Source organism: Photobacterium sp. (assembly GCF_057456235.1).
In genome coordinates this window covers 34017-56839 of record NZ_JBVCPH010000004.1, presented here as the reverse complement: position 1 = coordinate 56839, position 22823 = coordinate 34017, and the positions used below count along the sequence as shown (strand labels likewise).

Annotated in this window: 19 protein-coding genes; 12 read left to right on the top strand and 7 right to left on the bottom strand. The window is 46.7% G+C overall.

What is annotated here, in order from left to right; translation table 11 throughout:
• The first annotated feature begins 694 nt into the window (after positions 1-694).
• From betI to AC2204_RS06120, 7 genes are all read left to right on the top strand, one after another.
• Positions 695-1288, top strand: a complete 594-nt coding sequence (gene betI, locus AC2204_RS06150; protein ID WP_318924605.1) for a transcriptional regulator BetI — start codon at positions 695-697, stop codon at positions 1286-1288.
• Between the two features lie 41 nt (positions 1289-1329).
• Positions 1330-2790 carry a betaine-aldehyde dehydrogenase gene (gene betB / locus AC2204_RS06145; RefSeq protein ID WP_318924603.1) on the top strand — a complete coding sequence of 487 codons (1461 nt, stop codon included), beginning with the start codon at positions 1330-1332 and terminating at the stop codon, positions 2788-2790.
• A gap of 37 nt (positions 2791-2827) precedes the next feature.
• On the top strand, positions 2828-4522 hold the full coding sequence (betA, locus tag AC2204_RS06140) for a choline dehydrogenase (protein WP_318924602.1): 1695 nt from the start codon (positions 2828-2830) through the stop codon (positions 4520-4522).
• Positions 4523-4694: 172 nt separating this feature from the next.
• Positions 4695-5612 carry a choline ABC transporter substrate-binding protein gene (locus AC2204_RS06135; protein ID WP_318924782.1) on the top strand — a complete coding sequence of 306 codons (918 nt, stop codon included), beginning with the start codon at positions 4695-4697 and terminating at the stop codon, positions 5610-5612.
• A 116-nt stretch (positions 5613-5728) separates the two neighbouring features.
• Entirely contained in the window at positions 5729-6577 is an 849-nt protein-coding gene (choW, locus tag AC2204_RS06130) for a choline ABC transporter permease subunit (RefSeq protein ID WP_318924601.1), read from the top strand.
• 2 nt (positions 6578-6579) lie between these two features.
• Positions 6580-7782 (top strand): choline ABC transporter ATP-binding protein, encoded by a 1203-nt coding sequence (gene choV / locus AC2204_RS06125; protein WP_318924600.1) that lies wholly within the window; start codon positions 6580-6582, stop codon positions 7780-7782.
• Positions 7783-7959: 177 nt separating this feature from the next.
• Positions 7960-9738 (top strand): choline/carnitine O-acyltransferase, encoded by a 1779-nt coding sequence (locus AC2204_RS06120; protein WP_318924599.1) that lies wholly within the window; start codon positions 7960-7962, stop codon positions 9736-9738.
• Between the two features lie 15 nt (positions 9739-9753).
• On the opposite strand, the gene AC2204_RS06115 is transcribed toward AC2204_RS06120, so the two are convergent.
• Complete coding sequence (locus AC2204_RS06115; RefSeq protein ID WP_318924598.1) at positions 9754-12525, bottom strand: hydrogenase expression protein HypA; 2772 nt, start codon at positions 12523-12525, stop codon at positions 9754-9756.
• 196 nt (positions 12526-12721) lie between these two features.
• On the bottom strand, positions 12722-13390 hold the full coding sequence (queE, locus tag AC2204_RS06110) for a 7-carboxy-7-deazaguanine synthase QueE (protein WP_318924597.1): 669 nt from the start codon (positions 13388-13390) through the stop codon (positions 12722-12724).
• A 178-nt stretch (positions 13391-13568) separates the two neighbouring features.
• Here queE and AC2204_RS06105 point away from each other — a divergent pair, with 178 nt between their 5' ends.
• The 3 genes from AC2204_RS06105 to AC2204_RS06095 all read left to right on the top strand — a co-directional run bounded on the left by AC2204_RS06105 (position 13569) and on the right by AC2204_RS06095 (position 15092).
• Positions 13569-13892: a DUF134 domain-containing protein gene (locus tag AC2204_RS06105; protein ID WP_318924596.1), complete on the top strand. Its 324-nt coding sequence runs from the start codon at positions 13569-13571 to the stop codon at positions 13890-13892.
• Positions 13867-14427, top strand: a complete 561-nt coding sequence (locus tag AC2204_RS06100; protein WP_318924595.1) for a NifB/NifX family molybdenum-iron cluster-binding protein — start codon at positions 13867-13869, stop codon at positions 14425-14427. Before AC2204_RS06105 ends, AC2204_RS06100 begins: the two co-directional genes overlap by 26 nt.
• Before the next feature lie 161 nt (positions 14428-14588).
• Positions 14589-15092, top strand: coding sequence for a PaaI family thioesterase (locus tag AC2204_RS06095; RefSeq protein WP_318924594.1), 504 nt, complete (start codon positions 14589-14591; stop codon positions 15090-15092).
• Between the two features lie 92 nt (positions 15093-15184).
• Here the strand turns inward: AC2204_RS06095 and modD are convergent, their stop codons facing one another.
• Entirely contained in the window at positions 15185-16030 is an 846-nt protein-coding gene (gene modD, locus AC2204_RS06090; protein WP_318924593.1) for a ModD protein, read from the bottom strand.
• 803 nt (positions 16031-16833) lie between these two features.
• Between modD and mlc the strand changes: the two genes are divergently transcribed.
• Together mlc and AC2204_RS06080 are read left to right on the top strand one after the other, a co-directional pair.
• Positions 16834-18048: a sugar metabolism global transcriptional regulator Mlc gene (gene mlc, locus AC2204_RS06085; RefSeq protein WP_318924592.1), complete on the top strand. Its 1215-nt coding sequence runs from the start codon at positions 16834-16836 to the stop codon at positions 18046-18048.
• A gap of 119 nt (positions 18049-18167) precedes the next feature.
• On the top strand, positions 18168-18572 hold the full coding sequence (locus AC2204_RS06080; RefSeq protein WP_318924591.1) for a thiol-disulfide oxidoreductase DCC family protein: 405 nt from the start codon (positions 18168-18170) through the stop codon (positions 18570-18572).
• Between the two features lie 75 nt (positions 18573-18647).
• On the opposite strand, the gene AC2204_RS06075 is transcribed toward AC2204_RS06080, so the two are convergent.
• The 4 genes from AC2204_RS06075 to AC2204_RS06060 form a co-directional block, all read right to left on the bottom strand.
• Positions 18648-19550 carry a LysR family transcriptional regulator gene (locus tag AC2204_RS06075; RefSeq protein WP_318924590.1) on the bottom strand — a complete coding sequence of 301 codons (903 nt, stop codon included), beginning with the start codon at positions 19548-19550 and terminating at the stop codon, positions 18648-18650.
• 86 nt (positions 19551-19636) lie between these two features.
• Entirely contained in the window at positions 19637-20428 is a 792-nt protein-coding gene (locus AC2204_RS06070) for a LutC/YkgG family protein (RefSeq protein ID WP_318924589.1), read from the bottom strand.
• Between the two features lie 9 nt (positions 20429-20437).
• On the bottom strand, positions 20438-21853 hold the full coding sequence (locus AC2204_RS06065) for a LutB/LldF family L-lactate oxidation iron-sulfur protein (protein ID WP_318924588.1): 1416 nt from the start codon (positions 21851-21853) through the stop codon (positions 20438-20440).
• 12 nt (positions 21854-21865) lie between these two features.
• Positions 21866-22585 (bottom strand): (Fe-S)-binding protein, encoded by a 720-nt coding sequence (locus tag AC2204_RS06060; protein ID WP_318924587.1) that lies wholly within the window; start codon positions 22583-22585, stop codon positions 21866-21868.
• Positions 22586-22823 lie beyond the last annotated feature (238 nt).

Below are 22823 nucleotides of genomic sequence, written 5' to 3'. Positions count from 1 at the left end.
AGGAGCAATATTACCTGTCTTACGTCTAGCATCAAGCTTTGTTATCACTTGAAAGGGTAAATAGATGAAGTAATTGCTCTTGTAGCTCGGTTAACTGCTCAAGATTTGCACTAATCTCTCTCGATTGCAGTATATATGATATTGGATCGTAAGCATGATCGGTAATTATGTCCTGATGTTTATGGTAGGAACTCAGCGCTTTATATGCAATATAATGAGTATTGAGGTTGGCTGATCTTAGCGGTGTCTGGCATTACTTCGCCAATATGTTAGTCGTGCTTTTTTGAGCTGTATGGACTGTTTTTCTTTCTCAGATGCAACCTCTCTCCGCAGTGCCCGCAGCACACCGTATCACCATGCATTTTGTCATTTATTTATTGTTTGTCTTTTATTTATTGATAGTTATTCGAACTATTCCCTATTGAGCCGAAATGAATGTTCATTATGGCGGAAATCAACATCGACACTGCAGCACAAAGCCACAGACATTTCATTTCTACACAAAACATCAGGTTTGAGTTATAAATTTACGCAATTAATTTTAGGTCTTTTATTTCAGTAATTTAAGTTATTATTGGCTCGCTTTTACTTGATATAATTGTTTACTACACGAAACATTTCTTTTGACTTAATTTTGATATCGTGTAATTTTATTTTTAATTAAACGTTCAATTAAAAAAGTTGAGTGACAGTTATGCCAAAAGTAGGAATGCCAGAAATACGTCGCCCGCAGCTTGTTGAGGCGACAATGGCTGTGATTGATGAGGTCGGATTATCGTGTGCCAGTGTGGCGTTGATCAGCCGGAAGGCCGGTGTATCCCCAGGGATCATTAATCACTATTTTGGCGGTAAGCATGGTTTGTTGGAAGAAACCATGCGTACGGTATTACGTCAGTTATCGACCACATCAATCGAGCATCTTCGTGCTGTTGACAGTAACGATGTTACGGCAAGGATTGAGGCAATTGTCGCCGCTAATTTCGATGGCTATCAAGTCGAAAGCAAGGTAACGAAGACATGGTTGGCATTCTGGGCACAGTCAATGCACGACGGTGCTTTGCATCGACTTCAACGAGTTAACGAACGCAGGCTGTTGTCACACCTTCGATATGAACTCAAACAAGTTTTACCCGCGGAACACGCCCTCTTTGTCGCGCAAGGAATTGCGGCACTAATTGATGGGATCTGGCTAAGAGGTGCGCTGAATCCTAAAGGAATTTGCCCTGAAAAAGCACAGCAGATCATATCCGACTATCTGGAAAAGCAGCTCGCCCCTTACTCGAACTGACGTGTAACCCCATAATAAAAAATAATTATTAAGGCATTTTAATGAAAATGAAGTCCCTTTACGTCCACGGTCAAGCAACTGATGCTTCATCAGGAGAAAGCTTTACGACCTCTAACCCTGCAACGGGTGAGCAACTGGCTGAAATCGGTCAGGCATCAGCCCAAGATGTTGATCGCGCTATTGCCTCGGCGCAAGCAGGTTTCAAAGTGTGGTCAGCAATGAGTGGCATTGAACGCGGCCGTATCTTGATGCGGGCGGTGGCCATTCTTCGAGAACGTAACGATGAGCTTGCTGAGTTGGAAGTCAAAGATACGGGGAAACCGATCCAGGAAGCAATCGAGGTGGATATTGTTACCGGCGCGGATGTTATTGAGTACTACGCGGGGCTTGCTGCTGCGATTCAAGGACAGCAACAAGACTTGGGCTGCGGTCAGTTTTTCTATACCCGTCGTGAAGCGTTAGGCGTTTGCGCCGGGATCGGGGCGTGGAACTACCCAATTCAGATCGCCATGTGGAAATCGGCCCCCGCATTGGCGGCTGGCAATGCCATGGTGTTTAAGCCATCGGAAGAAACACCGTTGTCGGTATTGAAGCTGGCAGAGATCTTTACTGAGGCCGGTGTTCCCGATGGAGTCTTCAATGTTGTGCAAGGCGATTATCGTGTCGGCCAAATGCTGTCTCGCCATCCTGACATTGCCAAGGTCTCTTTCACTGGTGAGTCTGGTACGGGTAAGAAAGTGATGGCGGATGCTGCCGGTACGCTCAAAGATATTACGATGGAGCTTGGCGGGAAGTCACCATTGATTGTTTTTGATGATGCCAAGCTGGATAACGCCGTTTCCGCAGCCATGCTGGCTAATTTTTACACCCAAGGCGAAGTCTGCACCAATGGTACACGTGTGTTTGTACATGGTGCAATTTACGATGATTTCATTGAACAGTTAGCATACCGAACCAACAGGTTGGTTATCGGTGATCCGACCGATATGTCGACCCAAATCGGTGCGCTTATTTCTGGTGACCATCTGGAAAAAGTGCTCGGCTTTATTCAAGCGGGCAAAGAGTCCGGTGCGCGTCTTATCTGCGGTGGTGAGCGTGAAACTGGCAACGGACTCGACAAGGGATACTTTGTTCAGCCCACCATCTTTGCCGATTGTACCGATGATATGCCTCAAGTTCAGGAAGAGATTTTTGGCCCGGTAATGTCGATTCTGCGTTTTACCGACGAAGACGACGTGATCAAGCGAGCAAATGCAACGCAGTACGGACTTGCGGCAGGGCTGTTTACCCAAAGCCTGTCTCGCGCTCATCGCGTGATTGCGCAAATGGAAGCGGGAATTTGCTGGGTAAACACCTGGGGAGGCTCACCAGTTCAAATGCCGGTGGGAGGCTACAAACAGTCTGGAGTCGGCCGTGAGAATGGAATCGAAACGCTTAACCATTACACCCAGAACAAGAGCGTGCTGATTGAGTTGGGTGATCTTGAGTGTCCTTACGATTAATCCGTAATCTTATTTGTAGAAGCAACAGGGAAATCCAATGAAGACAACTTATGATTACATTATTGTCGGCGCGGGATCCGCTGGCTGTGTGCTGGCCGACCGTTTAAGCGCTTCGGGTGAACACCATATTCTGCTGCTTGAAGCTGGGGGCAGTGACCGAAGCATCTTTATTCAGATGCCAACGGCATTGTCATACCCAATGAACAGTGAAAAGTATGCATGGCAGTTTGAAACACAACCCGAGGCCGACCTCGATAGCCGCCGTTTACATTGTCCGCGAGGACGTGTACTGGGTGGAAGCTCTTCGATCAACGGTATGGTATATGTGCGTGGCCATGCCTGTGACTTTGACCAATGGGTAGAGCAGGGGGCTGCGGGCTGGAGCTATCAGGAATGCCTGCCGTATTTCCGCCGGGCTGAATCATGGATCCGCGGAGCAGATATCTACCGCGGAGGCAGCGGCCCTGTTGCCACCTGCAATGGTAACGATATGGAACTTAACCCGCTGTATGAGGCATTTATCGATGCCGGACAACAAGCAGGCTATCCGAAAACGGATGACTATAATGGTTATCAGCAGGAAGGTTTTGGTCCAATGCATATGACGGTTGATAAAGGCGTCCGTGCCTCGACCTCAAATGCCTACCTGCGACGTGCCATGAAGCGCAGCAACCTGACGGTGAAAAAAGGTGTTGTAACCCGCAAGGTACTGATCAAAAACAAACAGGCAATAGGTGTTGAAATAGAAATAGACGGTAAAGTTCAGTCTGTTTACGCCAATACCGAAGTGCTGTTATCTGCCGGCTCTGTTGGTTCTCCGCAGCTCCTTCAGCTATCGGGCATTGGCCCTAAAGCGGTATTGGAACAAGCAGGAATTACCGTTGAACATGACTTACCGGGTGTTGGTGAGAACCTGCAGGATCATCTCGAGATCTATTTCCAATATGCCTGCCACCAGCCGATTACCCTGAACAGTAAGCTAGGGCTTGTGAGCAAAGGCTTGATTGGTACGCGCTGGATATTGCGAAAAGACGGCTTGGGGGCAACCAACCACTTTGAGTCATGCGCTTTTATCCGTTCTCGCGCAGGGTTGAAGTGGCCCAATATTCAATATCACTTTTTGCCTGCTGCCATGCGCTATGATGGACAAGCCGCCTTTGATGGCCATGGCTTCCAGGTACATGTCGGTCCGAATAAACCGCAAAGCCGAGGTCGTATTTGGGTAACATCTGCAGATTCGCATCAAAAGCCAAACATTGAATTCAACTACATCAGCACCGAGCAAGATAAACAAGACTGGCGTGATTGCATTCGCCTGACCCGTGAAATATTAGCTCAGCCAGCCATGGATGATTATCGTGGCGAGGAAATTCAACCCGGCGCAGATATTGCCAGTGACGAAGCGATTGATGCCTGGGTTCGTCAAAATGTCGAAAGCGCCTACCACCCGTCTTGTACCTGTAAAATGGGGTCAGATAACGATCCAATGGCAGTGCTTAACCAAGATTGCCAGGTCAGAGGCATCGACTCTTTACGAGTGATCGACTCTTCTGTCTTCCCGACCATTCCCAATGGCAACCTTAATGCCCCAACCATCATGGTGGCAGAAAAAATCGCTGATGCCATTTTGGGCAATACACCACTCGCACCATCAAACGTGCCGACGTGGATCGCACCGCAATGGGAAACCGAGCAACGTAACGGTGTAGCACAGCGTTCAGCGTTTCCCTGACAACGCAGAAACTAATTAGCTAGCGACAATACTTTGTTGAGGACGTTTTTACGTTTCCTGCGGCTTACGACAACCTAAAAACCGGTCGTTGCATCAAGCTGCCTCAGCATTTAAAAAAATAAGGATAAAAGGAAAAGTCATGAAGACGAATACAACCATCAAACACGCAATTATGGGTAGTACAGCTTTACTATTCAGTCTTTCTGCATCAACGGCTTTTGCCGATCAATGCGACACGGTACGTTTCTCTGACGTAGGTTGGACAGATATTACCGCGACAACCGCGGTTACCAGTGAGGTACTCAAAGGACTGGGTTATGAAACATCAACGCAGCTGCTGTCTGTGCCTGTCACTTATTCTTCGATGGCAAACAAAGATATTGATGTGTTCCTCGGTAACTGGATGCCAACCATGGAAGCGGACATTGATAAATATCACCAAGATGGTTCGGTCGAAACCGTGCGCGCCAACTTAGAAGGGGCGAAGTACACCCTCGCGGTACCCAAATACGTTTACGATGCAGGTGTACGTAGTTTTGCCGATCTAGAAAAATACAAAGATGAATTTCGTGGGCGCATTTACGGTATTGAGCCGGGAAACGACGGTAATCGCCTGATCCAGGACATGATTGATAAGAATGCCTTTGAGCTGAAAAGCTTCCGTCTGGTCGAGTCCAGTGAAGCCGGCATGATGTCGCAAGTAAAACGGGCGGTTGACCGCGATCAGTGGATCGCCTTTTTAGGCTGGGCACCTCACCCAATGAACAGCAACTTTGACATGGCATACCTGGAAGGTGGCGATGACTTCTTTGGCCCGAATTATGGCGGGGCGAGTGTTTATACCAATGTTCGACAGGACTATCTGGAAACGTGCTCGAATGTTGGCCAGTTATTGCAAAACCTCAACTTTAGCCTGGAAATGGAAAACCAATTGATGGGCAACATTTTAAATGACAATCACAAGCCAGATGCTGCAGCGAAAGCATGGCTAAAAGCCAACCCGCAGGTATTAGAAAAATGGCTCGACAAAGTAACGGCACGTGATGGCAGCAATGCAGCTGAAGCCGTGAAGACTTATCTGAATATTTAAGACACAGCCCAATGCCAACGTTGCTGCTATCACAATGCGTGGCAGTGAGTTGGCGTTTATAGGTACGTACCGAACGACCTAAAATAAAAAACAATATGGACCATTAAGGAGTAACAGTGGACTTTATTACAGAGCATAAGATCCCATTAGGCAAGTGGATGGCAATCTTTGTGGATTGGCTTACCGATAATGCCGCAGGGTTTTTTGACTCGCTTTCATACACCCTGGAATCAATGATCATGTTATTGGTCGATCTCTTCAAATGGTTTCCACCTGCCGTTCCTATCGTCATGGCGGCTCTTTTGGCATGGTTCCTTCACCGAAGCCTCTCATTAGTCATCTTTATTGTTGCAGCATTGCTGCTGATCATGAACCTTGGTTACTGGGAAGAGATGCTAGAGACTTTTGTACTGGTATTAAGTGCAACAATGTTTTCGGTATTAGTCGGTGTGCCTATAGGGATTGCCGCAGCACATAAGCCCTGGTTATACACCATAATGCGACCGATACTTGATTTGATGCAGACAATACCGACATTTGTTTATCTTATTCCAACCTTAGTGTTGTTTGGTTTAGGCGTTGTTCCTGGCCTTATCTCTACCATTATTTTTGCCATTGCTGCTCCGATCCGCCTGACCTATCTAGGCATTAGCCGAGTACCGGAAGAACTGCTTGAAGCGGGTAAAGCCTTTGGTGCCAGCCGATTGAAGCTGTTGTTCAAAGTTGAGCTTCCGGCGGCAATGCCAAGCATTATGGCAGGGATAACGCAGTGCATTATGTTGTCGTTGTCTATGGTGGTGATTTCTGCGCTGGTAGGTGCTGATGGTTTGGGGAAACCCGTGGTCCGTGCGCTAAACACAGTGAACATTGCTCAGGGGTTTGAAGCCGGGCTTGCTATCGTTTTAGTTGCCATAATTTTGGATCGGATATGTAAAACGCCAGCAAGTCAGAGCAGGGAGGGATAACCATGAGTGCTATTAGTATTAAAAATCTGGATGTCATTTTTGGTAAGCAAACCGCCAAATCATTAGCGATGCTAGATAATGGCAAAAGCCGTCAGGAAATCATTGACGCTACAGGCGATGTGGTGGGCGTACATGACGTTAGCCTGGATATCGAAAAGGGGGATATCTGCGTATTGATGGGGTTATCGGGCTCAGGAAAATCGAGCTTGCTGCGTGCGATTAACGGGTTAAATACGGTTACCCGCGGCTCACTTACTATTCAGGACGGCGAGCAGCCAATTAACCTAGCAAATTGTGACAAGGCAGCACTACGCCACTTGCGTACTAATCGTATTTCGATGGTCTTTCAGAAATTTGCCTTAATGCCTTGGATGTCAGTTTTAGACAATGCCGCTTTTGGTCTTGAAATGCAGGGGATCAGTAAAGCAGAACGCCGTCGCCGTGCAGAAGAAAAGCTGGAAATGGTTGGTTTGGCAGAATGGAAGGATAACTACCCTGATGAGCTATCGGGCGGTATGCAGCAACGAGTCGGGTTGGCGAGAGCATTTACCATGGATAGTGATATCTTGCTGATGGATGAACCATTTTCTGCGCTTGATCCTCTGATCAGAAGCCAACTTCAGGATGAACTGCTCGAACTGCAGCGTAAGCTGAATAAAACTATCGTATTCGTCAGCCATGATTTGGATGAAGCACTTAAGCTGGGTAATAAAATTGCCATTATGGAATCGGGGCGTTTGATCCAGCACGGCAGACCGGAAGAAATCGTACTTAACCCGAATACAGCATACGTCGCAGAGTTTGTGGCTCACACCAATCCGCTGAATGTATTGTGTGGCCGTTCTTTGATGACAGATGCATCCACGCTGGAATTACAAGAGAGTCAACTGGTGCTGAGCCAGCATGATCAAACCTATATTGCTACTGATCATCAAGGACATGTTACTTCTGTGACCCGTCAGGGCAAGGCGTTACCGCTGCACTTATGGCAGGAGGGAGACTGCCTTGAAGGACTGAAACAAGATAGCCTGGTGATAACCCATCCGGATATATCGATGCGGGAAGGGCTGGAAATTCGCTATCGGACGGGGCAACCTGTTCTGCTGGCAGAGGATGGCCCGTTGGTTGGTGTCTTGGCGGACAGTGATTTTTATCATGCCCTTTTAGGCAAGCATATTTCTCTGGAAACCGAAACCAACACATAACTCGTCCCCTACGTTCGAAAGCGCAGAGTGTGCCTTCATCGCCTTTTAATATAGGGCTAGGGTGCGCCTTCGCGTTACCAAACAGGTGGCGTTGTATCCGTCGTCTGGCGGTAAGAATATCAGCACACAGCAAGACTCACTCTGAAAAATAGTCAGCCCCAGGAGTTAGACAGATCAATGGGAAACACATTTAGTTGCCAAAAAACATTACCGATAATGCCAGTGCCAGACATCAATCAAACATGTCGTAAACTTATCGAATGGGCTGATCCGTTATTAACAGAAGAAGAACAAGGCAGAACCAGAAAGGTGGTAGAGCAATTTCTTCAGTCTGGCGGAGAGGGCGAAATACTCCAAAATGAGTTGGTTGAATGGGCCGCTCGGCACAATCACGCTAACTGGTCGGCACCCGTCTGGCGAGCGATGTATCTGGAATCCCGAGATCCTCTGGTCATTAACAGCAACGTATTTTATTACCTGAAAAGCAAGCTTGATGAACAGGTATGTTCGCAGGCAAATATTGCTGCCGCGCTTATTGTCAGCGTTTATAACTTTATCGCCTTGATTGATAACAAAGCGCTTGTCGTTGACCTGCAAAAAGATATGCCGCTTTGCATGAATCAATACAATCACCTTTTTTCCTCAGTAAGAATAGCGCAACAGGGAATGGATGAGTTTAAAGTTTCATCGTCCAGAAAGCATATTGTGGTAATGCATAAGATGCGGATATACAAGATTGATATTCTTGATGCAAAAGGAAGTATTAGGTCGCCATCAGCGATTGAATCCGATCTTGATTGTATTCTCTCGGCCTCAGGGGAAGGGCAAAATGTAGGGATTCTAACTACCATGCAGCGGGATGCCTGGGCAGAAGCTAGGGCAGACCTGCTTCAGATCTCGGCTAATAACAGAGACTCGATGACAGCCATTGAAGACGCTGCTTTTGCATTGTGCCTGGATGAAAACAACCCGGAACAGATCACCGAGGTATCAGAACAATTACTTCATGGCGATGGCAAAGATCGCTTTTTCGATAAATCGCTGCAATTTATTGTCTTCGAAAATGGTAAGACCGGGGTCAATTTTGAGCATACCGCGGTGGATGGCTCCGTTATGTTACGGCTGATTGGATATCTCTATGACACCATTGATAAGGTCTCTTTTGATAATAAGAGGGCTTCTGCTGAGCCAAAAAGCACACTGGCTCCAAGCGTTGATGAGATTGAGTTTGATTTAGATGATGCGCTGACGCAGACGATTCGTGCTGCGGCGGATGATTTTTGTCAACACACAGCCAATACCCAGACCCGGGTGTTGAATTTCACTCAATTTGGTAAAAATCAGATCAAGCAATTTGGTGTGAGCCCTGATGCGTTCGTTCAGATGGCGTTACAACTGGCCGAGCATAAGCTTTATGGAAAGTGTTACAGTGCCTATGAAGCCGTAATGACCAGAACGTTTATCGACGGACGTATCGATGTTTTGTATACCGTTTCGCCCGAGTCACTGGCGTTTATTCACAATATGCGTGACCCCGATTGTAGCGATCAGGCGAAGATAGACTCGCTCATTCAGGCCACACGAATACATATCGAAAGGGCAAATGAGTGCAGACTTGGTGATGGAATTTATACCCATCTGCTCGGGCTTAAATATTGCTGTAAAGCGGCTGGCCGTGATATCGGAATTGAGACACTGCCGGAAATATTTACCGATAAAGGCTACCAGGCACTGACTCACAGTGTGGTTTGTACCAGTACCACGTCAGAATACGGCGTAGAGCTTGCTGGTTACGGGCCGATTGTCGATGATGGTTACGGGATCAGGTACTTTAAGCGAAATGATTCCATCTGCTTTAATATGACAAGCCGAACTGAACTACAGGACAAACTCGAGCAGATGAAAACCTATATCGAGCAGTCGCTGCTTGAGATGGCAGATTTGATGCGACGTTGATACTTCAGTCGTTCCCTACAGCGCAGAGTACTCACAAACCTGGCCGTCATTTAGAATAGTGCCTCCTGCTTGGGGCTCAGCGCCGTCTGGGTTATGTTCAACGTCTGGTACGTCAGAAGCCCTTATCAAGGTGACGATATCGCTCCACATTTCCCCTTCATCGGCAGTGTATTGCAGCGTTTCGTCGGTTTGCCAGCGGGTCTGATGGTTAAAGGCTTTAATAGCAAAGTGTAAGCCGTCTGATTCAGTAATAGCGATGTGTTCGTTCATTGAACCGTCGCTCGCTTCGTAGTAAAGCGTGCCATCTTCGTTGATCTTCCATTTGATCTCGAAATTAAAACCACAGCCATCATAATCAACATATCTGCCGGTGAAATATTCACCATCAAATTCATTGGTTAATAGTTTTAGGTAGCGTGATGGATCACCTGCAAAGGCAAAAGCGAGGTCATCATTGTCAACACCATTAAGAAGCATCGACTCGTTGAAGAGGGTGGTTTTGTTATCCCAGCTAACCATACAGCTGGCCGTCTGGCTCTGATATTGAGCCAGAGATTTTTTAATTGTCGGGGTGGTGGTTTCCTGACTCCAGCCCGAATCGTTAGCAGGACAAACGGCTAGTGCGTCTGGCGCGTATTCTTTGGTGATTTGCGCATAAATTTCACGGGTAGGCGCGCCTATACTTTCCTGGCGGGCCATATAGGTTTTGAGTGCCAGTAACTTGTTATCCGGATCCCGGCCCGTCAGCGCCCAGAGGTCGAAATCATCATCTGCTAACCGTGGGTTCCAGTTAAGGCGCAAATAACCTTGCTCGGTCAGCGACCAGGTTTTCACCGAGTCCTGTAAGAGACTATTAAGATAATACGCCCAGGTGTTGTCTTGTTTTAAGATAATGGCCCGGATATTACCCTCTGGATCGATTTGTACCAGTTGCTGATCAAACAGAGCTGACACTGATTGGGTGGTGAAGTGTTCATCGCCGCCGCACTCGATCACCGCATTTAAGAACTTGTCTTCTGTTGCCGCTTGATTGTCACCAAACAAACAGTAGCCAAAGGGGGGCAGATTGCCTCGGCTGGCAGCACTGAAAATTTGCTCTTTAGCAGCGTCATTGAAGCCTGAATAGTGAAATTCCTGTAGATCCAGGATAGTTTCGCCAATGTTGACGTAACCTTGGTCTTCGACCAGAAACAGATATCGGGTGTTAAAGCGATAGCTGTTGTCGAGTTGGGTGATCGCTTCAGGCACTTCGAACTGGATTATATTGAAGCCAAATATTTGCTCCGATGACCAGGTGGCTGTTTTTTGAATTTGCCAGTTGTTACCGGCAATATTGAACCAGTAATGAACGCTGCCGCGGTTAGGTTCATCTTCATTTTTGACGAATTCCACAATGACCTTGTCAGAGAGCTTAAAGCCGTTAACCTTGTCGAAGGTGGCACTGGCTTCGCTGCTCATTACATCGTCGACAGCAGTATAAAAAGTATCAGGTATCGCTAGCGGTGAGATCCGGCAAGCGTCGGAGTCATTGCGGTTGTTACATAACGTATAGCGCGTATTTTCAGGCCGCCAGGTAAAATAATAGCCAACCGCGCCATCTTCAAAGACGGCATATTCTGCAATGTATTTGGTTAAGTGGTGGTTCTCTTTGGTAGATAAAAAGTTGTGAAGCTTTTTGCCGGCCAGTGAATATGAACTGACTTCTAAGAAGGTGCCGGCATTATCATTTTGTGTCAGTGCGGCATCGGTCAGCAGGGCTGTGCTGGATGTCGCAAGTAATACCTTGGCATAGCCGTAAAGACCGACCCAACCCTGAGCGGTGAGCACTTGGTGTTTAATGTCAGTGGGCTCAAATGGTGTGTTCTCACTGCTATAGGTAAACTGTTCCATCAGGGTGATATCGTTATCCCCGTCTTTTTCCCAGCCGTATTCCGTCATTGTGGTGACCGGATCGCGATATTGCATGTTATCGGCATTGATACCGCTGCCATCATTGGAAGCAAAGCTGTTCAAACGCCAATAGCCACCGTTTAGTACCGTTTCGATGCTGGCTTTACTAGCGGTTTGCTCGCTGTATTTGCGTTCAATAATTCCTGCCGTGACTCTCTTTACGATACTGAGGCCCATCAGATCACGGATCTTCATGCCCAGGGTACCGACTTGCGGCATTAATGTGATTTCAAGCTCCTCACCGACATCATCAACAAAGTCTTGGGCCGCGGCCAATTTACGGCGGCTGGGATCGCTGACCACCTCGTAAAAAATGCTCCAGCTCTGGTCTTGTCCGACTCGCTTGGCAAGGGCGGAATAGGCCATGGTTGAATTTAGTGTTACCACTACATCGGATGCCGTAAGCGGTGCCATTAACAGGTTATCAGGCAAGGGTTCGCCAACCGTAAAATCAGGCGTGTTATACAGGTCGATTAACAATACCGCATTGAAACGTTTCGCCACGCCTGCATCAATGAGGTAGAGGCCATTCGACTGTTTTTCCCAGTTGGTTATATCGGCCTGCCGGTAAATATTGCCAACCAGGTCAAGTAATACAATGGCAAAGTTATTCTCAGTCAGGTTGGCCTGAGTATCGGCGTAAGCATGATTAATCAGGGTAAGGCCAGTGCTGGAAGCGATTGTCAGCCCGACGGGGGCGTCGACATTGATGCTAAAACGTGTTGAAAGTGGTACTTGTTGAGTGGCTACGTCGACGGGATCACCGCTCCCTCCGCCACAACCCTGCAATAACCCTGCGACGGCAGCGCAAAGAAAAAGGCCAAGATAAGCGCGCATACTCATTTCCCCAAGCAAAGAAACATTGATGTCTATGATGTTTATGTTTTTGGTTAGTATAGGTAGGTGTCGCGCTAAGAATATAAAAGATGCCGGGGGATCTTGCAGATAGTGCTGAATCTAACTTTTGAGATTCTCATAAGAATTTGAGAATAAGAAACCGCTGGCTCAGCGGTTTCTTATCTGTTTACACGGATTACGCAATCGCCAGATATTTATGAGTCTGAATCGATAAACGCCAGTTGCGTTTTATACAAGTGGCAATGCAAAGCTCTGTTGCGCGTGGTTTTTGGCTGATCGGCTGCAAAGCCACTTCCACCGTGTCTTTTAGCGTCACGCCGTCAAGCAGATTATCAAGTTGTTCGATATCCTTAGCGGTACCAACCGGATGCTTTATTTCATCGGCACGCTGCAGTGCCGAAGAGAGAACCGGCAATTTTGCCTTCATATTGATTTTCGGTGAAACCGTTACCCAGGTATCATCGGTTGCACGAATTTCTGAGGTACCACTGGTTTCGATCTGACAACGGTAGCCCGCCTGCTCTAGTGCCTGAGTCAGTGGTATTAAGTCATAGATACAGGGTTCACCGCCTGTTATTACAATATGCTTGGCGGTATAACCCTGCTCACGAAGCAAGGCTACAACGCCTTGCGCATCAATATTGGTCCAGAGCGGAGAATCGCTCTTCTTCGCCATGATGTCATCGACAGACGCATAATCAGCAGGCTCGGCATTCCAGGTTTGTTTGGTATCACACCATGAACAGCCAACAGGGCAAATCTGTAAGCGAACAAAAATGGCTGGAACCCCGGTGAAGACACCTTCTCCCTGAATAGTCTGGAAGACCTCATTAATCTTGTACACTGCTAACCTCGTGGTGAATTGGAAAATACATGCCTTAAAAACAGCAGCAGAACATTATGTCAGAACGAAAAGCGGTTGTCTTTAGCCATTCGACGTGATGGATGCCATGGAGTAAAAGTTTCTGGCATAAGCCAATAACTAGGTGTATAAATAGCATATGCCATTTATAGGAGGCCTCATGCCAAGACCAAAAATCCCAAGAAATATTTGTGGTCGCCCTGCTGATAGTTGCTTTAAACCCAACAGGATCCCAATGAGTCAGCTTGAACAGGTTCAACTTGCCAATGATGAGTTTGAGGCGTTGCGACTGGTTGATCTATTGAGAATGCAGCAACAAGAAGCGGCAATCGAGATGGGTGTCTCCCGGCAGACCCTGGCCAATGTTCTGAAATCAGCCCGTTTCAAAGTAATGGACTGCCTTACTCAGGGCAAGGCCCTCATCATGCACTGTGAGGAAGAAGAAGGAGTAACAAATTATGATCACTGCAATTCCGATGAATGAAGATCGTATTGCCAATCATTTCACTAAGGCTGAAAACTTTGTTTTTATCAATGAGCAAGGCGAGGAAGTTAGCCGCCATGCCAATCCGGCACACAGCATTCATTGTGCAGGTAAGCAGAATCTGCTGGATCTGCTAATCCAGCAACATGCTGAGCGCATCGTCGTACGTAATATTGGTATGCAGATGTTAGGCAAACTACTCGCTCATCAGCTTACCGTTTTTCAAACCAACGGTGGTCGTCGCAACACAGTAGAGCTGGCCAATCCAGAAGCCGCCGGGTTGGTCCCTCTGACTGAAGCCGACCAGGGACGTCCGTCTCTCAATCATGAAGTAAAGAAAAAAGAGGGTGGTTGTCGACATAAGAGAGTGTCTATATTTAAACAGGGACGCTGTTGTCAGCAGCAAACTGACGGTCATGAGGCATATGGAAGACATCAGCATAGAGATGGTCATAATGCTCATAACCGAGGCCATGGTCGATGTGGACATGGTACGTCGAGAGGCAGCCACTGTTGCCGCACGACCCCTGTTTAGTTTATTGCATTTTTCGCTCAGGTAACTGACCAAGCTACATAAGGAAAACTGTGGTTGTCATACCGCGAGTATTAGGGCTTCAATAGCACAAATAATAACTTGGCTCCTGAGAAAGTCCGGGAGCCTATTTAGCATCAGTTTTATTTTAAAATGGATCCGCCATGTCTTCATCTGTAATGAATTATCCGGAAAAAAGATTTTTACAAAATGAGATTAAGAAATGCGACTTATTCAAGTCAACGCTTCTCTTGGATAAAGTGAATAAACAAAAGAGCCATCAACACTGTATGTTATGTGGCACACAATCAACCTTTGGTTTGAAACTTGATTTTTACAATGATCAAGAGGGTGTCGTTTGGGCAAAGGCTAAAGGGAGTATTCATCAGCAAGGTTATCAAGGTATTTTACATGGTGGCTTTATTGCGGCGTTACTTGATGCCGGAATGTGCAACGCGATTTTTAATCAGGGCGTTGAAGCTGTAACAGGTGATATAAATATCCGCTACCTTGCAGAAATTCCACTCACAGCGGATATTATTATTCGAGGAAAAATAAACTCTTCCTACTTAACACTCTATAAAGTTGAAGCAGATATTTATGTTGATCAACAGCTTATGGCAAAAAGCACTGCGCGTTTTATGAAGCGCAAAGAGAGGCTTTGTTGAACGTGCCCAAGGTTTTATGTTCTGTCAAACGTCCAGATCGCGACTTGGGCCTTTAGTTCATTGCTTATGCGCAGATCATGTTAATATTACCTTTAAATTGGCGTGATAATTACTTTAATGTCTTCTGGTGCGGCATAGTATGGGGCAGAGGTAATAAACAAGGTTACTCCTGTCTGAGCATATTCCTCAGCATTCGTACGATTGATGCCTCCGGCGACAGAAAGCATCGTTTGCTGACCTGACTTGGCTAATAGTTGCTGTGATTGGATCACTTCTGACACGGTAAACTTATCAAGCTGAATAATATCCGGTGCGGCTTTCACTAGCTCTGCTATCTGGTCGGGTGTATCTGCTTCAATTGTAATTTTATTTTCCGGTGCCTGCTGGCGTAACAGGCTGACATGCTGTTGCCAGTTTTCAGGTTCTAGGCAGAGGCGACGGTGGTTTGTGAAAACCAGTAAAGTTTCGCTAAGTCCCGAACGATGAATATGCCCCCCGCCGGCCAATACGGCAGCTGTGGCAAGCTTACGGGTTCCCGGGATACTTTTTCGGGTACAAGCGACAATGGCATTCGGATTGGCCCGCTGAACTTGCGCAACCATATCCGCGGTATACTGGGCGACGCCACAGCACCATTCCAGCACCAGCTGGGCGGTTTTCCAGCCACTGTGCAATTGTTCGGCTTTCCCTTCGACTTCAAGCAAGATCGTACCGGCATCAACGTCGACACCATCTTCTATATGTTTGACAGGCTGAAGCCCGAGTTTCGTCAATAAGGCGCTCGCCACCGCTATCCCCGCTACACGGCCTGCTTGTTTTCTCTTAAATACCATTTTTGCCGTATGTTTCTCGATCCCTAGGGTACGGGTCGTTAAATCCCCCCGGTAAGCATCTTCCAGCAAAAAGGTATCGAGTTCATGATCCGAAAAATACAGCATATTATCTCCTGTTAATGGACTTGTGCCTGGCGACGATACGAACCTGACGCTCGGAAAGGGCCGCGGGCCTCGTGTGGTTCATGGGTAAGTAAGAGAATGTTTGTGACTGCCATGGCGCGTTATAATGAACCTAAAATAATCAACAAAATGATTAAAATCAGATTATTAGCATAACATTTACGGGAATGTTGAAATGTGAGAATACCCACATCCGTATGGATGGTAAAGGCTCCCGAATGCAGGGCATTGCTTTCTCTAGACATAACGTCTCTCCGATACCGCGAAAATGCTTACATAGCAAAAATTCTACACAGACGTCCCCCAATAACAGATTGTACGCGGTTAAATCTGGTTAAGACTCGTTTTCAGGAAAAGCATAATATTTTTTGAAGCATTTAGTCGGTTAATTCAATCAGCCCAAGGAAAATATCATCTTAAGCATTGTGTTTTATATGTTGGTTATATCGTTATTATAACAACGGTGTGATATACATCGGACAAGAAAGGGGATGATTTAATTTAGGCCATGAAAAATGTTGTTAGTGATATCCACTTCACATCCTTAACATGAAAATTTGACCATGTTTTAGATTGCTTAGAAAATGAAATCTGTGAGCTAATCCTCTTAATGCGAGCTTTTTTAAAGCTAATATTCAAAAAGAATCTGTTCATTTCTTAGTGAAAATGCGTTTTTTTTAGGCTGAGAATTAAAGATTTCTTAACAAAATTTGTTTTTTGTTAATGGTAATGTAAGCCTTTTTTATTAAGTTGTTGTTTTTATTTTTATTACGGGAGCATACAAGATGTATGTCGCACAGCCAGGACACATTGACCATATAAAACGAAATAATGCTGGCAGCGTATACAAGCTTATTGATCAATACGGACCTATTTCGCGCATTGAATTATCTAAGCGAAGCCTGCTCGCGCCAGCCAGCATTACTAAAATCACCCGTGAGTTAATTGATGCTCACCTTATAAAAGAAACTCAGTATCAAGAGACTACCAGTCGAGGTCGGCCGGCGATTGGGCTATTGCCGGCCAATGAAGGTTGGCAGTTCTTATCTCTAAGGTTAGGGCGTGGTTACTTAACGATCGCCTTACATGAGTTGGGGGGGGATATTCTGGTTGAGGAGCGCCAGAATATTGAAGAACTTAACCAGGATGCTGTCGTCGAGAAGTTATTGTCTGAAATTAATGTGTTTTTTGCCAGTCATGTCAGTGAACTTGATCGGATCACCGCCATTGCAGTGTCACTGCCGGGACTAGTCAATGCGCAGGAAGGCACAGTCTTGCAGATGCCGCACTACAACGTTCGTAATCTGGCCCTGGGGCCGGTTATTCATGAGGCAACAGGGTTACCGGTATTTATCGGTAATGATACCCGCTCCTGGGCGCTGGCTGAGAAGCTATTTGGCAATTCACGTGACGTCGAAAATTCTATCCTGATCTCTGTTCATCAGGGAGTAGGTGCCGGTATTATTCTCGATGATAAGGTATTGCAGGGCAGCACGGGTAATGTCGGAGAATTGGGGCATATTCAGATCAAACCCTATGGTAAACGCTGTTTTTGTGGCAATCATGGCTGCTTAGAAACGGTTGCCAGCCTTAGCGCTATTTTGGAGCAGGTTGAACAACGACTCAGGGAAGGGCATCCATCCAGCTTGTATGGCACGGTACTGACCATCGAGAAGATTTGTGATGCCGCCGTGGCCGGTGACGCTTTGGCAAGGCAGGTAATCGTTGAACTGGGTCATAACCTGGGGCAAGCCATTGCTATTATGGTAAACCTGTTTAATCCGCAGAAGATCCTGATCGGTGGTGAGTTTAATCGGGCAAAAAGTGTGCTTTATCCTGCTATCATGGAGTGTATTCGCGCTCAGTCGCTACCTGTGTATAACCGGGATTTAGTGATTGAAGAAAGTTGTTTTTATACTCAGGCAACTATGCCGGGGGCGGCACTGGTCAAGCAAGCCATGTATGACGGTCATTTGCTGATGAAGCTGGTTGAAGGTTAACAATTATTCATGTGGCATCAAAAACACAGCTCAGGCTGTGTTTTTTTATGTCTTTTACACGCAGCTGTACAACACTTAAAGCTGGATGATAAGTCCAATCGGGATAAGAGATAAAGGTCATGTCACATTGCAAACTGATTGTCTTCTATGACGGGGCGTGCCCGAGCTGTGTTAAAGATCGCGCCAGATATGAATCATGGCTTGGCAGGCGCGTGACATCACTCCGCGAGCGACAGAATAAAGTACAGGGTGAAGAGCAAAGCGAGCAGGTCGAATGGTTTGATATTACCGGTCAGGAAGAAACGCTACGAGGTTGGGGGATTGACCCGGAACAGGCATTGCGTGAATTGCATGTTCGGGATCAAGACGGCAGGATCCATCGCGAATTAGACGCCTATATTTTACTGTTCAACCAAATCGGGTGGCTTAAGCCCGTTGCCTGGTTAATGTCATTCAAATGGATTAAAGCATGGCTTTCCATTGTGTATCGGCGCAGCGTCGATGCCCGTTTAGCGAAGCGGTGATGCTTGGCTGACACAATGGTGATGAAATACGATAAGAAATGTGAACTTGCACAAGCCCACTTCATTTTGCCGACATCAGAAATGATCTTTGATTTCCATATAACATTCACGGATATGCTCGATTAGAGCCTGGATCCGTTTGGCCGGTTTTCTGGTGTAAGGATAAACAGCATATATACCCACGACTTTGCCGGTATGTTCCGGCAACACTTCAACCAATGTGTTATTTTGCAGATCATCGTAAATCAGGCAGGTTGGCAGATAAGAAAGGCCATTCCCTGCAAGGGTTGATTTTCTCAATGCCGCGGCATTGTCTGATGAAAAGTTACCTGCCACTTTTAAGGTGTAAGGTTGGCTGTTTTTAATAAATAACCAGTCAAACGGTCCGGAACTTTGCTGGGTATAACCCAGACAGTTGTGGCGTAGCAGTGCTTTGGGTGTGTCGGGCGTACCGTTTTTCGCCAGATAGTCGGGGGAGGCACAAATCATCCAGCGGGAATTGAAAATATGCCGCGCGATTAGGCTGGAGTCTTCCAGGTAACCGGTTCTTATCACCAGATCATAGTTTTCTGCGACCAAATCAACAAACTGATTATCCAGCGACATGTCGACGCTCAGCCCCGGATGCTTCTGGCAAAAATCTGATACGGCCTCTGCCAATAACAGCTCACCGGAAATGGTCGGCACCGACATTCGAATATGACCAGACAAGGCCTCGCTGTAACCGGTAATGGCATTAAAAGCCGATTGAGCGACCTGATTGATATCTTTAGCCCGGTGGTAGAGCACGGTACCCGGCTCAGTCAATGTAAGCTTGCGGGTTGTGCGATAGATAAGCTGTACGCCAAGTTCGGCTTCCAGTTTACTGATGCGTTTGCTGACCACGGATTTAGTGATTTTATTCAGTGTGGCAACTTTGCTGAATGAACCGTGTTCTATAACTTGGGTAAACAGGACAAGGTCATCAATCTGGGGCATGGTTACTTCTCATATGGCTTTTACGCAAGTATACCCAAATGAAGACGCGGGAAGAAATTACCTGCGCCTTATTTGATGTTCGAAACTTACATATCACTAATGATGACGTAGGTGGCATAGATCGGGCCGTGCACCCCCACGACTTTAATTAACTCGATATCAGCGGTTGAACTCGGACCCGAGATGAAATTGACACAGGACGGAATACGTTCGCCATTACGTGCCTTTTCATGCAACGTTGCCGTTGCCTGAGTCAAGCGGGCGACCAAAGCACTCTGAGGTACTACAAACACCGACGCTTCCGGTAACAAACTGATCGCGCGCCCTTGTGCCGGGTTGCTGTACAGCACCATAGTGCCTGATTCTGCCAGCGCTTGCTCTGCGAAGACAATGCCGGCTTTTGCCCTTTCGGCAATACAGATATTCGGTTCATAGCCAGCGTTCTGATCCCACACATGTACGCGATGGGTGTCAGTAGCCAACTGCTCAATATCAACCAGTGCCAATAAACGCGGGTCGGCTGACAAGATAGTTTCGTTTACGGCCGACTTGGACGAAGTTGAATCGGCGGCTTCGCTATCTTCATCGTGACAGAATTTGTTACAGATTTCAGCCAGCGTTTTCGTCAAATCGGCTTGTGTGGTCTCAACGGCGTGAGCACCCAGAGCGGTACGGGTGTAATTGATCAGCACCTCTTTCAATTCATCGGGCGAATGGCCCGCCATGACTTCTTGATGACAGGTGTATTTCAGCGCCGGACGTTCCACCGGATCGATTTGACGAGGCCGACCAAGCTTTTGGGCGATATTGTCTAAAAAGCTCTCACGATGATGAATCTGGTTCTGGTTTTCAGAGCCTAGTTTTTGAGACATAGTCATACTGATCCTTTAATCCTGATTTCTGTTCTTGAACCAACTGCGAAATGATTCACCATCTGGATTTGGTAAATCGCGGGTTTCCGTCCATTCCGTGATTGGACCCATGTTGATTGGTAGCTTGCCGTTTTTAATTAAGCCGCTGGCAAGTGTTGCGCCGACCTTAACGGTGGCATTCCAAAGGATTGGTCTGGCATTGATAAAGTTAAAGATCCCTACCGATGCACGCTCTCCAAGCGGTGTGATCTTCTCTTCACCCATTTTCTGGCGATGTTTCAACAGTAGATCAGAAAGTGGGATTTTGACCGGACAAACATCATGGCAAGCCTTACATAAGCTGCAGGCATACGGCAGATCTTTAAAGTCATCATAGCCGCCAAGTAGTGGAGAAAGAACGGCCCCAATAGGACCTGAATAAATCGAGCCGTAAGACTGGCCGCCAATATGACGGTAGGCCGGGCAGGTATTGACGCAAGCTGCACAGCGTATACAGCGAAGAATGTCTTTAAATTCTGATCCCAGAATGTCAGAGCGACCATTATCGACAATAACTAAATGGAATTCTTCAGGGCCATCACAATGTTCGTTTTCACGCGGACCGGTTAACGCAGTGACATAGCCGGTAAGAGGCAGGCCAACCGCACTGCGGCACAACAGACTTACGACTATATCCAGCTCTTCGAAAGTAGGAACAATACGCTCCATACCCATAACGGCAATATGGGTCTTTGGTAAGCTGGTGGCTAAGCGGGCGTTACCTTCATTGGTCACTAGGGTAACGGTGCCTGATTCGGCCACAGCAAAGTTACAGCCAGTGATACCAATTTCGGCCTCCAGGAAATCATGACGAATGTAGTTACGGACATACCGGGTCATTTCTTCCGGATCATTACTTCCTTCATAACCGATTTTATCTTTGAATATATCGCGGATCTGGGTACGGTTTTTGTGCAGGGCCGGAACGACAATGTGCGACGGTGGATCGCAATCATCAACTTGCAGAATATATTCACCCAGATCGGTTTCAACCACCTCGCAGTTATTACGTTCGATGATCTTATTCAAGCCGATTTCTTCTGTAACCATCGACTTGGATTTCACTACTTTCTTGGCATTTTTTTCCTGGATAATGCCTTCGATATAGTTGGTGGCTTCTTCTGAAGTACGGGCAAAGAACACATTACCACCGTTCTTATGCACACTTTCACTTAGCTGATGCAGGTAGTAGTCGAGGTTTTCCAGAACATGGTTGCGGATATCCATGCCCATTTCCCGCCACTCTTCCCAGTTGCCTAGCTTATCGGCTGCAATCTGGCGGTTAGTGAACATACGTTGCTGAGCATTGGCCACTGAGTGGCGCATGAATTCATCTTTCATCTGAACGTTAATACGTTCTTTGAATTTGATATTACTGGTTTTCATCGACATAGTACGCTCCTCTTAGCGGCTCAACAACACATCGACAATGTGCATGACTTTGATCGGTTTACCTTCACGGTTGATACGACCGCCGATGTTAATCAGGCAACTGATGTCTGCGCCGATAAGGTATTCAGGTTCAACAGCACTGATATGGCGCACTTTTTCCTTAACCATTTCTCCGGATATTTCAGACATCTTGATGGAGAAGGTGCCACCGAAACCACAACAGGTTTCCTGATTATCAATTGGTAGCATTTCAAGCCCTTCAACATTGGCCAGTAGACGAAGCGGCTCTTCGCGTATACCCAGTTTGCGGATCAGGCTACAGGAAGGGTGATAAACTGCGCGACCGTTAAGGCGAGCACCAACATTCTCAACCCCCAACTGATTGACAATGAACTGGGTCAGTTCATAAAGGCGATCTGCAATCTTTTGCGCCCGTTCAGCCCACTCTGGCTCATCAGCCAGATATTCTGGATATTTTTTTACCGTTGCCGCGCACGAACCTGCCGGAGTCACAATCGGAAGGTCATTTTCTTCAAAGGCCATAATCAGGTTTTTCATTGCTGGCTTACTGCTTTCGATGTAGCCACTATTAAGTGAAGGCTGGCCACAGCATCCTTGTTTTTCAGGGAATATGACTTCACAGCCTAGTTGCTCTAACAGCGTGACTGTTTTCTTGGCAACCTCTGCTTTTACCGTGTCGCACAGACAGGTGACGAAAAAATTGACCTTCATGCTATTGCTCCAGTAGATGCTCTAACCGCTTTCTATCGTGTTGTTGTCGGTGTGTGTTAATGATCTTTTGTTGTTTTTTTATTAAAAAGTAAAGAGGCGTCGATTTTGAAGGGTTCGACGATGTTGTGGGGGAAGTATTCTAGGTGGGAAATACGGATTGGCTATCTATTTTTCTATCATCAATGGTCTGCCAATGGTGCTAATTGTGACTAAAATCCATTTGTTAAAAATGACAAAG

What these genes read in the sequence shown, in the direction of transcription:
- AC2204_RS06095 (WP_318924594.1), top strand. Translation starts at nt 14,589, where the DNA reads ATGTCTTCATCTGTAATGAATTATCCGGAAAAAAGATTTTTACAAAAT.
- choV (WP_318924600.1), top strand. Translation starts at nt 6,580, where the DNA reads ATGAGTGCTATTAGTATTAAAAATCTGGATGTCATTTTTGGTAAGCAA.
- AC2204_RS06070 (WP_318924589.1), bottom strand. Translation starts at nt 20,428, where the DNA reads ATGACTATGTCTCAAAAACTAGGCTCTGAAAACCAGAACCAGATTCAT.
- AC2204_RS06115 (WP_318924598.1), bottom strand. Translation starts at nt 12,525, where the DNA reads ATGCGCGCTTATCTTGGCCTTTTTCTTTGCGCTGCCGTCGCAGGGTTA.
- AC2204_RS06080 (WP_318924591.1), top strand. Translation starts at nt 18,168, where the DNA reads ATGTCACATTGCAAACTGATTGTCTTCTATGACGGGGCGTGCCCGAGC.
- AC2204_RS06100 (WP_318924595.1), top strand. Translation starts at nt 13,867, where the DNA reads ATGATCACTGCAATTCCGATGAATGAAGATCGTATTGCCAATCATTTC.
- betI (WP_318924605.1), top strand. Translation starts at nt 695, where the DNA reads ATGCCAAAAGTAGGAATGCCAGAAATACGTCGCCCGCAGCTTGTTGAG.
- AC2204_RS06075 (WP_318924590.1), bottom strand. Translation starts at nt 19,550, where the DNA reads ATGCCCCAGATTGATGACCTTGTCCTGTTTACCCAAGTTATAGAACAC.
- AC2204_RS06105 (WP_318924596.1), top strand. Translation starts at nt 13,569, where the DNA reads ATGCCAAGACCAAAAATCCCAAGAAATATTTGTGGTCGCCCTGCTGAT.
- AC2204_RS06135 (WP_318924782.1), top strand. Translation starts at nt 4,695, where the DNA reads ATGGGTAGTACAGCTTTACTATTCAGTCTTTCTGCATCAACGGCTTTT.
- modD (WP_318924593.1), bottom strand. Translation starts at nt 16,030, where the DNA reads ATGCTGTATTTTTCGGATCATGAACTCGATACCTTTTTGCTGGAAGAT.
- AC2204_RS06120 (WP_318924599.1), top strand. Translation starts at nt 7,960, where the DNA reads ATGGGAAACACATTTAGTTGCCAAAAAACATTACCGATAATGCCAGTG.
- AC2204_RS06060 (WP_318924587.1), bottom strand. Translation starts at nt 22,585, where the DNA reads ATGAAGGTCAATTTTTTCGTCACCTGTCTGTGCGACACGGTAAAAGCA.
- AC2204_RS06065 (WP_318924588.1), bottom strand. Translation starts at nt 21,853, where the DNA reads ATGTCGATGAAAACCAGTAATATCAAATTCAAAGAACGTATTAACGTT.
- betB (WP_318924603.1), top strand. Translation starts at nt 1,330, where the DNA reads ATGAAAATGAAGTCCCTTTACGTCCACGGTCAAGCAACTGATGCTTCA.
- mlc (WP_318924592.1), top strand. Translation starts at nt 16,834, where the DNA reads ATGTATGTCGCACAGCCAGGACACATTGACCATATAAAACGAAATAAT.
- betA (WP_318924602.1), top strand. Translation starts at nt 2,828, where the DNA reads ATGAAGACAACTTATGATTACATTATTGTCGGCGCGGGATCCGCTGGC.